The organism is Capnocytophaga sp. oral taxon 863 str. F0517 (assembly GCF_000466425.1).
Lineage (GTDB): Bacteria > Bacteroidota > Bacteroidia > Flavobacteriales > Flavobacteriaceae > Capnocytophaga.
On the sequence record NZ_KE992152.1, the window covers coordinates 1 to 14,163 of the forward strand.

A 14,163-nucleotide genomic window follows, 5' to 3' on the forward strand; every position below is an offset into this window, starting at 1 on the left:
AAAAGTAACTTTCTTATATCGAACTCACGTTAAGATAGGGTTCAACTCACGTCTTTTGCCTCGCTATGAGGTAATCAGCAGTCCAGAGGAATACGTAGAGATAGGCTGGAGTGCGATGAGCCAGCGTGGAGTTTTGGAACAACAAAGAAATAGACGAGGCTTTGATCGCAATTATTCCAGTGTGGAGGACTTTGCTAACAAGAATTTCTTTGGAGATGATGGCTTTGCTCCTAAATATAATATGTGGAATGTAGCTACCGAGCAGCTTATAGACCCTACGACAGGGAAGATACGCTCAGGTGTTACCCGCAAATATACGCCTGAAAAATGGTCAGATTATGCTTATCAGGCATCGGTGCGTTCAGAATACAACCTTAGTGTCAGTGGCGGAAATGACAAGACCACTTACTATACCGGTTTGGGCTACTTGGATGATGTAGGGTATGCGCTCAACACCCATTTCCAACGTTATTCAGGACGTGTGAATGTCTCTCACCAAGCCAAACCTTGGCTCAAAGGAGAATTTAACTTGGGTTATGCTCATTCCAAGAGTAGAGAGAATGGCCAGACTGAGGATGTGGATAACCTCTTTTGGGTAACGGATAACATGCCACCGCTCTATCCTTTATTCTTACGCGATGAGAATGGGAATAAGATAGCCGATAAGTATTATCCAGGCAATTATGTATATGACTTTGGAGATGATCGAGGCTTCTCTGGTACCACCAATGCGGTAGCCCAAGGGATGTATGATAGAAAAGATAGAACTCGCAATGAGCTGAATGCCAATGTGTTTTTCAAGATAGACTTTCTTAAAGAACTATCCTTCGAGACCCGCTTGGGAGGACAGTACTATAATAAGAATAAGGATAATATCACCAACCCCTATTATGGAGCAGAAAAAGGGGAGAAGGGACGTATCGTAAAGTATCGTCAGGAACTTTTGAACTATACCTTCCTACAGCTTTTGCGCTATACCCAATCCTTTGGAAGCCACAATCTACAAGCCTTTGCGGCTCATGAAAGTACCACCTATGATTGGACTACCTTAAGTGGAAACAAGAGCGGCTTGATAGACCCCAATGGGACAGAGCTTAACAATGCCATCAAGTTGGCAGGACTTAACTCCTATACCATAGGGTATCGCTTGGAGAGCTACTTTGGCCAGTTGATGTATGACTATGAAGGTCGTTACCTCTTCTCTGCCTCTTTACGTCGCGATGGTTCCTCTCGTTTCCTTAAGGATAAATGGGGTAATTTTGCTTCAGCTGGTATAGGCTGGGTAGTGAGCCGAGAAAAATTCTTGGAGAACAACAAATATGTACCTTACCTTAAGCTAAAGACCAGCTATGGAACTGTAGGAGACCAAAATACCAACTATTACGCTGGTTATGATGTCTATAATATAGACAATTTCATGGGGCAACCTGCCGCGAGTTTCCGTCGTATAGGTTATCCAAACTTGACTTGGGAAAAATCAAAGATCTTCCAAGTAGGAACTGAGTTCAGTTTATTAGAAAAGAGAGCGGTAGATATACAATTGGATTACTATCACAAGACTACCGATAACCTCATCTTTGATAGTACCTTGGCGCCTTCTTCAGGTAACAATGTATATAAGGTTAATGATGGCTTGCTCATCAATCAAGGATTGGAGTTCACCCTTACCAGCCACTTGGTTAATCGAGAAGACTTCAAGTTAGACTTGGGGCTTAATGGGGAAGTACTTTCCAACAAGCTCACCCGTATGCCAATAGATAATACTACAGGGAAGCCTAAAGTATTGGATAACTTAGGGGGCTACGCTCGGACAAAGGATCATTCTATCTTTGATTTCTATATGCGAGAATACAGAGGGGTGAATCCTGATACAGGAGCTGCTCAATATACCTTGCACTATCAGGATCGCAACAACAACCAGCAGTATGATACAGGGGAAGAAATAGCCTCTCTCTATGAGTTCGAACACGCCAATCCAGGGGTAGCGGTACAGGAGACTACTACAGAGACCTATGCTTTGGCTACTCAAAAATATGTAGGAAAATCCGCTATACCCGATGTACGTGGAGCGGTGACCCTAAGGGCTGCTTACAAAGGCTTTTCTTTCAGTACCCAATGGCTCTATGGCGTAGGAGGCTATGCATATGATAATATCTACGCGAGTATGATGACCAATGGAAATATAGGTAGTAACATATGGCATGTGGATGTGCGTAACCGTTGGCAAAAGCCAGGCGATCAGACCGATGTGCCACGTCTTTCCTCTAATTTTAGTGCCAATGAGAGAAATTCCTCCAGCCAATCTACACGCTTTTTGACTAAAGCCGACTATTTGGCCTTGAATAACATCACTTTAGGTTATGACTTGCCCAAGGAAGTATGTGAGAGTGTAGGATTCTCAGGGCTTACCTTTACCTTATCAGGAGATAATCTATGGATACTTACCCATCGCCGTGGGTTCAACCCTACCACCTCAGAGATAGGTAATTCCGGACGTTACCAATATGCACCTCTTTCAACCTTTACCTTAGGGGTAAAAGCTAATTTCTAAAAACAACAACCATGAAAAAAAAGATATATATAGGATTATTGGCAGTGAGTATGGCGCTTGTCGGCTGCCAGAAAGATTTTTTGGAGACCACCCCTACTGAGACTCTCTCGGATGCTGCGGCACAAGCGAAGCTCAACGGGCTGTATGTACTGCTGGCCAAGCCTGGTTCGGCCAATACCCGTCCAGGGAAGGCCTCTCCCAGGGCGGAGGACTTCGGACAGAAGAGTTATGACATCTATATGGATATGCTCTCGGGCGATATGGCCTTTGTGCGTACCTACTATCGTTGGTTCTCCAATGTGGCCAACTTGCAAACCGCACAGGACTTTACTGTATCGGAGAACTATACGCCTTGGCGCTATTACTACAAGGTAATCTATACTGCCAATGAACTGATCCAGCAGGTAGGTACGCCTCAGGATGATGAGCAGAAGTATATTGTAGCCCAAGCCCATGCCCTTAGGGGATATGCTTACTTCTATTTGCTACAGCTCTTTACCACCGAATATGACCCTAATGCGCTCTCTATTCCTATCTATACCCAAACCGGAATGGCGGGAGCCTCCAAAGCACGCCAATCAGAGGTATACGCCCTTGTGGTAAGTGATCTTACCCAAGCCATTAGAGATCTTGAGAATTTTGTTCGCCCCAATAAAGGCGTGATCGATAAGTACGTAGCCGAAGGACTTTTGGCCTATGTATATGGAGCGATGGGACAGACAGAGGAGATGACCAATTTGGCGTTGGATATTGTTCGTAGTGATAAATACCCCCTTACCACTCGTGAGCAAATCTGCTATAATCCAGATACGAAGTTAGGAGGAGGCTTCAATGATCTGAGTACCCCTAGCTGGATGTGGGGCTTGGATATCACCGCAGAGAGTGATATATCCGAGGTTTCCTGGTGGTCACAGGTAGATGTCTTTACCTATGGTTATGCGGATGCCAATGAGATCAAGGCAATAGATAGCCGCCTCTATAGTCAGATAAGAGACAGAGATTTGCGCAAGAAACAGTTCAATGATAACGATGTGGATGTTAATCCATCACTTAATAATCGTCATCGCCCAGTGAATAAGTTCTTTGCTCCAGGGCGTAAGCGCAAGGGACAGATGGTGGTGACCACCGACTATATCTATATGCGAGTGGATGAGTTCTATCTTTTGGCTGCCGAAGGATTGGCCAAGGCAAATAATCTATCAGAAGCTAAGCGTTACTATAAGCAACTACTTACGCTGCGCTATCCAGAGGCTACTGCTGATGCCGATGTGGCCTATGTAGATGGGCTATCGAAGGAAGCCCTGCTGGATGATATCTACCTTAACACTCGTATAGAGCTATGGGGTGAGGGAAAGAGTTATCTCTCGCTCAAGCGTAATCACAAGAGTGTCACCCGAGGGGACAACCATATGCGCTACAAAGGGGAAACCTTCCAGTACAACGATCCTAAGATCACCCTACTGATCCCTGAAGATGAAATCAATAACAATCCTAATATCAGATAACCCAAGAAGATGAGAGGCTGCCCGCAAGGACAGCCTCTTTTTTGTAAAGTGGTCTCACCAAGAATCGAACTTGGATCAAAAGTTTAGGAAACTTCTATTCTATCCGTTGAACTATGAGACCCCCTTTGAGTTTGCAAAGATACAAAAAATAATGATTAATGGTTAACGGCTAATTGTTAATTGTTAATGGTCAATTGTTAATAGGAATCCTGATGGAATTAAGAGCGAATGGCTCTTCGGAGCTCACCAATCCAAAGTACAAAGCTGGTGGCACCGATGATAATTGCCCAATCTACTAATTGTAAGGGTCTTACGCTGAACATATCTCCACCGAAGGAGGTGATAAAGAGCTGTCCTAAGATGATGGCAGCAGCAATCATCAAGAATCCTTGGCTCTTGCCTATGTGATGGAAGGCGCTCTTGCCAGTACGGTAGGCCTTGGCATTGAACATATTCCAAAATTGTAAGAATACAAAGATGGAGAAGAACAACGACAATTCATAAGCCGATAGGCTTCCTTGTGGGGCACCAAAGTGGAAGAAGTGGCTAAAGTAATCCCCTAAGGAGAACTGAGTTAGGCTTGTAATATCTTCATTCTTAAAGTATTGTATAAATCCAAAGAGCAAGAGCACGAAGAATCCACCTACCCCAAAAATTCCTTTGGCCATGGGTTGGCTGATGATATTGGCCTTTCGCGGACGAGGTTTGTCATACATCACACTATGGCTTGGCGGTAAGGAAGCCAAGGCTAAGGCGGCAAAAGTATCCATGATGAGGTTCACCCAAAGCATTTGAGTTACGGTCAAGGGTGATTCCACGCCTAAGAAAGCCCCAATGAGCACGATAATACAAGCGGCCACGTTGATGGTCATCTGGAAGAGGATAAAGCGCTGGATGTTCAGGTAGAGCGAGCGCCCCCACATGACTGCCTTTCCGATACTGCTAAAGGAGTTGTCCAAGATGGTGATATCGGAGGCTTCCTTGGCCACAGAGGTACCATCACCCATGGAAAGACCTACCTGAGCAGCCTTAAGCGCAGGGGCATCGTTGGTACCATCACCGGTTACAGCTACTACTTCGCCTTTTTGTTGGAGCAAATTCACCAAGCGTGCCTTATCGAGCGGACGTGCACGAGAAATTACGCGTAGGTCACCCACACGTTCTAAGAGGTCGGCATCGCTCATAGCGGCAAACTCAGCCCCAGTGATATGGTTACGGTCGGTACAGCTCTCATCCCATAGGTGTATCTGTCGGGCAATCTCCTTGGCGGTACCTGGGGTATCACCTGTTACGATTTTCACCTGAATACCCGCCTGCATACATTCCTCAATAGCTGCAGGTACATCGGGGCGAACAGGGTCAGAGATAGCAGTGATACCGATAAAGTGTAATCCCTTGACTACCAACTTGCCATTTTCGGAGATAATAGCTTTAGGATCGTCTATTTCCTTGTAGGCAAAGCCGATGGTACGCATGGCTTGGTTTTGGTATTGGAGTAGCTTGGCTTCGAAATCCGCTTGGGAGATAGTGGAGTTTAGTTTTCCTTCTCTCTGACAGAAAGTCATTACAATCTCAGGGGCTCCTTTTACGTATAAGATATTCTTTTTCAGGGTAGGCGAGTAGATGAGGGTCGCCATATATTTGCGTTCGGTGGAGAAGGTAAGTTGTTGTAATACTTCACTTTCCTCACGGATAGGCAGGTAGTTGGTACCCTTGCTATAGAGCCAAAGCAGGAGCGCCCCTTCGGTAGGGTTGCCCAGCACACTGGGTTTGTCCTTCTCGGAGAAGTCAAGGTAAGCGGTGGAATTGACCGCCATAGACTCTGTAATGAGTCGGTCGGCTAAGGAACTATCCGCAAAGGAGTTGAAATACGTCTCGTAGATAGTCATTTGGTTTTGGGTAAGCGTACCTGTTTTGTCGGTACAGATCACTGTAGTAGCCCCCATAGTCTCGCAGGCGTGCATCTTGCGCACGAGGTTGTTGGTAGCCATCATACTACGCATGCTATAGGCCAGGCTCAGGGTCACACTCATCGGCAATCCTTCGGGAACAGCTACCACCACCACTGTAATGGCAATCATTACGGTATTGAGCAGATATCCTCCGAAGGACACCCAGTCAATACTGTCAAAACTATGGGTAGGATTCGCGAAATAGACGATCAATCGGCCTACAATCACAAGGGCTGCAATCCCATAGCTTACCTTGGTGATGAGGTCGGCTAAGTTGTCCAACTGTTCGTTAAGGGGTGTTTTCACCGAATCATCGATCTGTACCCCCTCGAAGACTTTTCCGTATTCGGTCGCATCGCCCACCTTTTTCACCTCAAAGATACCATGTCCGTCGGCCACGGAAGTGCCGCGACATACATAGTTGGTAGGGTAGGTGGCTTCGGCCTCGAAGTCTTCAGGGTGCGTACTTTTGTGCACCAGAGGTTCGCCGGTGAGGGTGGATTCGTTTAGGTGTAGAGATACCGCTTCCAGCAGCTCGCCGTCGGCAGGGACTTCCTCACCTGTTTCGATAATCACAATATCCCCTACGACGATGTCCTTTTTGAGTACTTGGGTAATGCGCTCATTGCGAATGACTTTGTAGTAAATATCGTCATTGACCTGATTGAGGATTTCAAATTGTTTGTTAGCTTTTTGCTCAAAGTAGAAAGCGACTCCGGTGGCTAAGAGTACCGCAAAGAGGATACCCACCGGCTCCAAGAAAGCATGGAGCCCTGTATCATGGACGGTATATTCGTAGAAGGAAACACCAAAGGAGAAGACAAGGGCTACCAGCAGAATGATGATGATAGGGTCTGTAAATTTCTCCAAGAACTGCTTCCAAAGCGGTTCGCCCTCCACGGCAGTGAAGGTGTTTTCGCCATACTTTTGACGGCTTTCAACAACTTGGGCATCAGTAAGCCCTTTGTAGTGATGTTTTTCAGACATAGTATTCATTTGAAGATGCAAAGTTATATTTTTTTGTCGATATAAAAAAATTAATTCAAAAGAGTAATATATAATAATCGACTACCTTCCTCATCAGAAAGCATAATTTTTTTCTCATTAGTCAATTCTACCATAGAGTTTATGGGGATATCTTTGTTAAGAGTTAGGTCTTTCATTTTTCTAAGAGATTGATTAACAAGAACCCATTTGTCTTTATAAATTGTGAAGTATCCTACAGGTTTTTTGTCGTCATCAATAAGATTCTCATTCCTTAATACTTTTCGGGATACATGCCATTTGAAAAGATATTGGTTATGATATATCATAATTCTATGGTTTTCTGGTTTCCATATATTTTTACCTGAGTTATAATATAAATCAGCGATAGGGAGACTTCCTTTATGAGGAGTTCCACAAAAAGGACATTTAGGACGAGCTGTATTATCAAAAACATACCACTTTTCATTGCAATTGGGATTATTGCAAGGTTGTATTAGGTCAACGGTTTTCAAGAGTGCTGTTTCCCATTCATTAGCAATAGGGCGGAGCATAGGGTTATGTAGTCCATCTACAAAAGCTCTTTTAAATAAGTCTGTCAAATAAGGTCCTGCTATAGTATAAGGGAGTTTATTAGGATCTCCCCAAAATAGATCCCACTTACGGAGTTGGCTAGATTTTACTCTATTGATGGAATTATTGGGATCTTCAATAAAGACAGCTTTTTCACCCATAGATAAGCGGTCATCCTTGAGAGGATCTAAATCCCAAACTTTACTACCTTTGAGAGGATGCCTCCTAAATAAATACATGTATATTAGTACGGCTAAAGCATGTAAATCAGTCCTTTGATTAGGGAGATTTTTATTCTTATCCTTGAAATCCAAGTGCATTGTTTTGAGTACTTCAGGAGCAATAAAATCAGGCGTACCATATACTTCAGGAGGGAATAGTCCAGGAACGACTAATCCATCTAAATCAATAATATTGGCTGATTTAGTGATAGGATCAATTAATATATTGTTGTATGATAGATCAGAATGGGCAAGTCCCATTTGATGCATTTTTTTAACACCTCTACATATATTAATAGCTATTTGGAAATAGCTTAGCCAATCTCCTAATTCAGATTTGTCTAGACAAAGAGGGTATTTAGTATCTCGAAAAGAAGGAGTAGTGTACCATTTTCCCTTTTTTTCCTCTCCTTTTAATCCATCATCAGCAATACGTCCTTTTGTAAAGAAGAATTTTTTATCATAGATGGGTACAATGACACCTGTTTTACCCTCTTTTTCTACAGTATCATAAGGCCAACGAAAAATATCATTGAGGAAATAGTTGGGAGCATTTCCTTTTTTTATATTCTCTAGATATAGGGATACAATACGTTTTATACGTTCCTTTTGATTAAAATCCAAAGTCTCTCTGAAGAAAGCAACAACATATTTACGATCAGGAGAAAAATATACATCTTTAACGCCACCTTGTTTGGGATTACCATCATCTATGTATTCATAGCTTTTTGAATTATCAATAGTAGAATATACTTTTATAGTCTTCATATGTTAATAAATTATAGCTAGTGTTCTATCATCTGAATTTCCTTTGCTCCAAAAATCTAACCAATGGAGTAATTGTTCTGCTATATTTTCATCATTTTGAAAATCAACTTTTGCAAGATCTTCATTTTGTCCATTCAGATCATTTAAGAAGTCTTTCCATTTATCTATTTGGGTAAGATTATTTTCAACTACAAATTTAGGATCATAAATGCCATCTGTCATTAGAAATAATTTTGAAAAGTCTTCAAATTTATATATACCAAACCTCTTTCCTATAGGGATACTAGCTTCATTGGAATATATTTCAGGCATTGTGACAAAGCGTGTTCCACCTCCAAATTCTCCAATATCTAGGGTATTTAATAGTTCTACTTTATTTTCTTCCTTGTCAAGAATACAGATAGGACAATCTCCAACTCCGAAAGTTAAGAAGACATATCCAAAGGAGAATTTCTTAGATAAAGAAAATATAAGAGTAGTGTGTAGGTCTTTGATTGTAATATTTTCGTTTTCAGAGATACCCTTTAGATGTTTGTACAAAAGATCTCTAACTTTAGGAAAGATAGTATTTATAAGGTCATTCTTACATTTTAATAATTCTTCTTGAGTCAGTTCCTCTGAGAAATATTTTATGACAAGTTTATTAATGGAGGATATAAAAATTTCATCATTGAAGCTATTACAAATATACTTAGTAGCCTCCTCAGAACCTTTTCTAGCGAACTTAGCAGATCCAGCACCATCAGCAACAGCTATAGTTTCCCACTCATTAGGGAGTTTTAAAGAGTAAAAATCATCATCTCGAGAAGTTCCTTGATGTGCATGGGAACGTCCTCTTTTAGAGGCTATTACGATTTTTTTATCTAAGAAAGTTCCTGAGTAGGAATCTTCATCTTTTTTATAAAAAAGAGAATCCTTAGGGAAAGGTGTATTTTGCCATAAATCCTTAGGATCAGCATTGATTATAAATGGAATAGTCTTTCGATATATTGTTTTTGTATCATCGGTTATACAATAGAAATAAATCTCTAATTGAGTAGTTGCCGCAATTAGAGGTTTTCCAGTAATGGTATTGCTTTGATTATCAAAAGATAAATTAAATACTTCAATATTATTTATTTTTGTAATTTTTATATTAGGAAATTCTTGTAGATCGAAGGTAAAAGAATAATCTTTTTTAGCATTAGCATTTGTTATAGGAAAATACTTTTCTTGGAAAGATTCTATTTCATAATTTATATTATATTTTTCTTTCACTTGTTCACTAAAAAGGTTAAAGCTATCTTTGATCTTTTCTGAATTTGTGAGTATGGAAAGTATTTTATCAAAAATCTTACCATGTTTCTCGTTTTCTTTTTTTAACATTGTTTTTATAATCTCTTCCATTATCCTAAAGTTCGATTAATATTAAAATCTTCGTCTGTTGCTCCATAATAAGCTGTAGTATTACACCAAGGACAAGTATTTTCACCTTCTCCAGATATACAATGTACTCCTCCACAAGAGCAAGTAGCTAATGCATAATTATTTTCACAATAAGGACAAGATGGATTTCCTACAAGTGCTTCAGCTGATATTTTTAAATTATAATTAGTTCTCTCTGAGAATTCTTTATAAGTTTTTTCTTCTATCTTATAAGTACCTTCTATGGTATATATAATCGTTTTCATACCATGGAAAAAAGAATTTTTTAAATTTTTTTTGAACTTAATAAGATATAGTTTGTCTGTATTAGTGCATTTTCCACATACAACAACAAAATTTTCATCGGGTATTTTATGTTTTTTATTTAAATCTATAGTTTCTATAGTATCATCAACTGTTTTAACAATATTAATTCCTTCTCTATTTGTATGGTTTATCTGTTCACTAGTTGTTTTTATAGATGTTGATATCCATTTAAAAAATTCTTTATATGAATTGGAGTCTGAATTATTAAATTGAAGTACATTTTCAGAAAGTTGTCCTATAAGGTTATAATTTGTATTATTACCTATGGAGATTATAATCAAATTATTATTCTTTCGATAATGATCATTCCAACGCTTGATAGCATTAGAAGTATCATCTGTAGGAACTCCATCTGTAAGAAGGAATATAAGAGGTTTCCAATCCCCTTTACGCCCTAGAGTTGTTTTAGTAACCTCTTTATCAATAGTATTCATAAGTGTATCTAATCCTTTTGATAAAGAAGTACCACTTCCGATAGGTATTTTAGGAGGATAGAAGGTAATAATATCTTGTAAAGGGGAAATCACTTTACTCTTACCTGCGAAACCAATAATTGAAATCCAAACAGTCTCTAAGGCAAAAGAGTCTGTTTTGAGTTCTTTGATAATGGTGGCTATACCTTCCTCTATCTGTTCAATAGGCTCTCCGACCATTGAATCAGAAACATCTATTAGGAAAAAAACAGGTAACCGTCTCATACTTTATATTTTTATACGATCAAATTTAATTCAGAGGGAGGGGGAGGAAGAGGCATAGCTTGTCCTGTTCCTTGAGATTTTCCTCCCATTTCAATAGAAGAACTTACCCATTTAAAAAAAGAGGTAAGCATATTGGCATCAGTGGTATCCAACTTTACTACATCATGAGTAAGTTCTTGTAAATAAGATATCTCTGCTTTAGGGCCGGCAGCACAACCTACTATGACACCAAAATCTAAAGCTTTTACCTTAGGAATATATTCTCTATATTTTTGAATGTCAGAAGGTTTCCCGTCGGTAAATATAAATAGTAATGGTTTCCAGTCTCCTTTTTGATTAACAGAACCTTTGACGAGATCTCTATTAACTAGCTCACAAAGTATTTTCAGAGCTTCTCCTGTATGAGTAGGGCCACTTTCAGGGCATGTGATTTCTAAAGGTTGGAAAGAGGCTAAATCAACTAAAGGTATTAGGTTATCTACTTCTCTATCAAAAGTAATGACACTTATGTATAAAGAATCCATAGCCTGAGGATCTGTTCTAAGCATATTGATGAGCCCATAGAAGCCATTATTTAAGGCTTGTATAGGCTCACCACTCATTGAACCAGAAGTGTCTAACAAGAAGTATGCTAATAAGCGTCTATTCATTGGTTAAGCAATAATGACCAATTCACTTGGAGGAGGAGGTAGTTGATCTTTTTTAGTAAGATCTATACCTGTTTCTTCTACTTTAGTAGAAGAAGTAGCAATAGAGGCTGATACCCATTGGAAAAATTTGGCTATACTCTCAGCATCTGTATTATTAAGTCGCACAACAGAGTCTGAAATTTGTTTTAAAACTTGATCATCAGCTCCATTTCCTGCCGCACAGCCTACCACAAGCCCTTTATTTACTGATTTTAGTTTATTTAAGCCAAGTTGCCAATCGTCTGTTGGGACTCCATCTGTCATGATAAAAATAATAGGCTTCCAATCTCCCTTTTGTTCGAGGGTAGTCTTAGTTACTTCGTTTTCAAGTTTGTCAGCTAATAGATTAAGAGCTGCTCCTAAGGAAGTCATGCCACTAGCCTTGATATCAACCATCTGAAAAGAAGCTAAATCAGTAAGAGGTATAATCTGCTGAGCATTTGAATCAAAGGTAATAATACTTACAAAAGCAGTCTCAATAGCCTGTGGATTTTGACGTAATGAATGTATCATCATCTGTACTCCATTCTTTACAGCTTCAATAGGTTCACCAGACATAGATCCAGAAGTGTCTAGTAATAAATATACGGGTAATCTTCTCATTTTATAAATAATTTTTTAGTATACGTTGAATAGTCTGTCCAATAAAAATGTCATCAGTAGGATCTCCTATAGCATCAAACTTCCATTCATCATTCTTTTTGTATAGTTTGGCTAAAATAAGAGATCTTTTTCCCTTAAAAGAAGGTTCTGCTGATACATTATAAGATGCAAAAACAGAATTAACACGTTCAGGAGATCCTTCAAACATACGTATTTTAGCATAGGGAATTTGAGAAAAATCTTCTTTTCCAACATTATTAAGAAAGAAAAAAATCTTAGAAACTCGAGGGTTGACTCGTTTTAAATCAACAGTAATAATTTCATTATCAAGTTCATCATCACCCCCTTTATCTCCTTCTAAGTCATCTCCTGTGTGATGTAGTGCCCCATCATTGGTTGTCAATTTACCTTTTGGTAAGTTGTAGTTCCTAAGAAGAGCTGTGTTGTATAAAGGGGAATATAGATGATCATAAAGTTTATTATTTTCATCAATAACTATACAGCTGAGATCTAAGTCTACATCAATAGTTTCTTTTTTGGATGCTAGGCCAAAAAGAATTTTAGAAGTTGTTTCTATGGCACCCCAATTGGCCCCAATACAAAAGTTCTGTAATCGATCTCCTGTATCTTTTCTTAGGTCTATTTTTTGACCTTTTTGTAAATTAATTGCCATACCTAAAATATTTTGTTTTTAGTTATACTTGTTTAAGTAATCTTTTAGTCCTCCTTTCATACCCATACCTACAGCTTCAAATTTCCATTCTCCATTACGTTTGTAAATACGTCCAAATTCTACAGCAGTTTCTATAGAAAAATCTTCTTCAAGTTCGTATTTTAATAACTCTTCATTACTATTTGTATCAAAAATTCGTATAAAAGAATTGCGCACTTGCCCAAAATTTTGTCCACGTATATCTGCTTCATGAATTGTAACAACAATACATATTTCAGAAGTTTCACTTTCTATCTTTGATAAATCCACAATAATTTGTTCATCATCACCTTCGCCTTCTCCTGTACGATTATCTCCAGTATGTATAACAGCTTCATTAGGAGATTTTAAATTATTATAGAAAATAAAATGCTTATCTGAAAGAATTTTTTTATTTTCACCTAGGATAAAAGCAGAGGCATCTAAGTCAAACTCACTTCCTGTAGAGGTGTTGTTGGTATCCCAGCCTAATCCTATAGTAAATTTGGGAGCTTTGATACTTTCTCTTTGTCCTTTTTGTAAGTTGATAGCCATAGTTTTGGATTATTTAATAATCTGTCCTTTATAATATTTAGACAAGAAGAAAGCTAAATCTTCTTTATAACCAATACCTGAAGCTTCGAATTTCCATTTGCCATTGTGTTTGTATAAACGGCCGAATTCTACAGCGGTTTCTATGGAAAAATCCTCTCCTAATTCATACTTAGCAACTTCTTGCCCAGTAGTGTTATCTACAATACGAATATAGGAGTTGCGTACTTGCCCATAATTTTGTTTGCGAGTCTGCGCTTCATGAATAGTGACAACAAAGAGAATTTCTTGAATACGATTGTCTACCTTAGATAGATCAATTTCAATACTTTCATCATCCCCATCTTCACTATTTCCTCCTGTTGGGTCATCCCCTGTATGGTGTAAAGCGCCATCAGGAGAATCTGTGTTGTTATAAAAAACAAAGAAAGCTTCTGCAGGCATGAGCCTTCTGTTATCAATCATAAAAGCAGAGGCATCCAAGTCAAAATCATATCCTGTTCCTTCATTAGGATCCCAACCTAAACCAATAGTCATACTTTGTAAACCTATATCGATTTTCTGACCTTTTTGTAAATTAATTGCCATAAAATTTTATCTGATTTTGAAAGTACAAAGTTAAAACATTTAACAAATTATTGAATA

The 14,163-nt window shown here is 39.0% G+C and carries 11 protein-coding genes and 1 tRNA gene; 2 read left to right on the forward strand and 10 right to left on the reverse strand.

Annotated features, from left to right (window positions below; translation table 11 throughout):
- Together HMPREF1551_RS06365 and HMPREF1551_RS06370 are read left to right on the forward strand one after the other, a co-directional pair.
- Positions 1-2,551: SusC/RagA family TonB-linked outer membrane protein (locus tag HMPREF1551_RS06365; RefSeq protein WP_021628254.1), on the forward strand; the 2,551-nt coding region annotated here is incomplete at its 5' end.
- 11 nt (positions 2,552-2,562) lie between these two features.
- Positions 2,563-4,056, forward strand: coding sequence for a RagB/SusD family nutrient uptake outer membrane protein (locus HMPREF1551_RS06370; protein ID WP_021628255.1), 1,494 nt, complete (start codon positions 2,563-2,565; stop codon positions 4,054-4,056).
- Between the two features lie 49 nt (positions 4,057-4,105).
- Here HMPREF1551_RS06370 and HMPREF1551_RS06375 read toward each other — a convergent pair.
- The 10 genes from HMPREF1551_RS06375 to HMPREF1551_RS06420 all read right to left on the reverse strand — a co-directional run bounded on the left by HMPREF1551_RS06375 (position 4,106) and on the right by HMPREF1551_RS06420 (position 14,106).
- Positions 4,106-4,177: transfer RNA gene (locus HMPREF1551_RS06375), tRNA-Arg, on the reverse strand.
- A gap of 97 nt (positions 4,178-4,274) precedes the next feature.
- Positions 4,275-6,995: a calcium-translocating P-type ATPase, PMCA-type gene (locus HMPREF1551_RS06380; protein WP_034544418.1), complete on the reverse strand. Its 2,721-nt coding sequence runs from the start codon at positions 6,993-6,995 to the stop codon at positions 4,275-4,277.
- Between the two features lie 50 nt (positions 6,996-7,045).
- The gene (locus HMPREF1551_RS06385; RefSeq protein ID WP_021628257.1) at positions 7,046-8,554 is read right to left on the reverse strand and encodes a helix-hairpin-helix domain-containing protein; all 1,509 of its coding nucleotides are present in this window, start codon (positions 8,552-8,554) and stop codon (positions 7,046-7,048) included.
- Between the two features lie 3 nt (positions 8,555-8,557).
- Entirely contained in the window at positions 8,558-9,940 is a 1,383-nt protein-coding gene (locus tag HMPREF1551_RS06390; RefSeq protein ID WP_021628258.1) for a PP2C family serine/threonine-protein phosphatase, read from the reverse strand.
- Positions 9,940-10,983 carry a TerY-C metal binding domain-containing protein gene (locus HMPREF1551_RS06395; RefSeq protein ID WP_021628259.1) on the reverse strand — a complete coding sequence of 348 codons (1,044 nt, stop codon included), beginning with the start codon at positions 10,981-10,983 and terminating at the stop codon, positions 9,940-9,942. Before HMPREF1551_RS06395 ends, HMPREF1551_RS06390 begins: the two co-directional genes overlap by 1 nt.
- Positions 10,984-10,994: 11 nt before the next feature.
- Positions 10,995-11,633, reverse strand: coding sequence for a vWA domain-containing protein (locus tag HMPREF1551_RS06400; protein WP_034544420.1), 639 nt, complete (start codon positions 11,631-11,633; stop codon positions 10,995-10,997).
- 3 nt (positions 11,634-11,636) lie between these two features.
- Positions 11,637-12,275, reverse strand: a complete 639-nt coding sequence (locus HMPREF1551_RS06405; protein WP_034544422.1) for a vWA domain-containing protein — start codon at positions 12,273-12,275, stop codon at positions 11,637-11,639.
- 1 nt (position 12,276) lies between these two features.
- Positions 12,277-12,948 carry a TerD family protein gene (locus HMPREF1551_RS06410; protein WP_021628262.1) on the reverse strand — a complete coding sequence of 224 codons (672 nt, stop codon included), beginning with the start codon at positions 12,946-12,948 and terminating at the stop codon, positions 12,277-12,279.
- 18 nt (positions 12,949-12,966) lie between these two features.
- Positions 12,967-13,521 carry a TerD family protein gene (locus tag HMPREF1551_RS06415; protein WP_021628263.1) on the reverse strand — a complete coding sequence of 185 codons (555 nt, stop codon included), beginning with the start codon at positions 13,519-13,521 and terminating at the stop codon, positions 12,967-12,969.
- Positions 13,522-13,530: 9 nt separating this feature from the next.
- Complete coding sequence (locus HMPREF1551_RS06420) at positions 13,531-14,106, reverse strand: TerD family protein (protein ID WP_021628264.1); 576 nt, start codon at positions 14,104-14,106, stop codon at positions 13,531-13,533.
- Between the last annotated feature and the right edge of the window lie 57 nt (positions 14,107-14,163).

What these genes read in the sequence shown, in the direction of transcription:
- HMPREF1551_RS06370 (WP_021628255.1), top strand. Translation starts at nt 2,563, where the DNA reads ATGAAAAAAAAGATATATATAGGATTATTGGCAGTGAGTATGGCGCTT.
- HMPREF1551_RS06380 (WP_034544418.1), bottom strand. Translation starts at nt 6,995, where the DNA reads ATGTCTGAAAAACATCACTACAAAGGGCTTACTGATGCCCAAGTTGTT.
- HMPREF1551_RS06385 (WP_021628257.1), bottom strand. Translation starts at nt 8,554, where the DNA reads ATGAAGACTATAAAAGTATATTCTACTATTGATAATTCAAAAAGCTAT.
- HMPREF1551_RS06390 (WP_021628258.1), bottom strand. Translation starts at nt 9,940, where the DNA reads ATGGAAGAGATTATAAAAACAATGTTAAAAAAAGAAAACGAGAAACAT.
- HMPREF1551_RS06395 (WP_021628259.1), bottom strand. Translation starts at nt 10,983, where the DNA reads ATGAGACGGTTACCTGTTTTTTTCCTAATAGATGTTTCTGATTCAATG.
- HMPREF1551_RS06400 (WP_034544420.1), bottom strand. Translation starts at nt 11,633, where the DNA reads ATGAATAGACGCTTATTAGCATACTTCTTGTTAGACACTTCTGGTTCA.
- HMPREF1551_RS06405 (WP_034544422.1), bottom strand. Translation starts at nt 12,275, where the DNA reads ATGAGAAGATTACCCGTATATTTATTACTAGACACTTCTGGATCTATG.
- HMPREF1551_RS06410 (WP_021628262.1), bottom strand. Translation starts at nt 12,948, where the DNA reads ATGGCAATTAATTTACAAAAAGGTCAAAAAATAGACCTAAGAAAAGAT.
- HMPREF1551_RS06415 (WP_021628263.1), bottom strand. Translation starts at nt 13,521, where the DNA reads ATGGCTATCAACTTACAAAAAGGACAAAGAGAAAGTATCAAAGCTCCC.
- HMPREF1551_RS06420 (WP_021628264.1), bottom strand. Translation starts at nt 14,106, where the DNA reads ATGGCAATTAATTTACAAAAAGGTCAGAAAATCGATATAGGTTTACAA.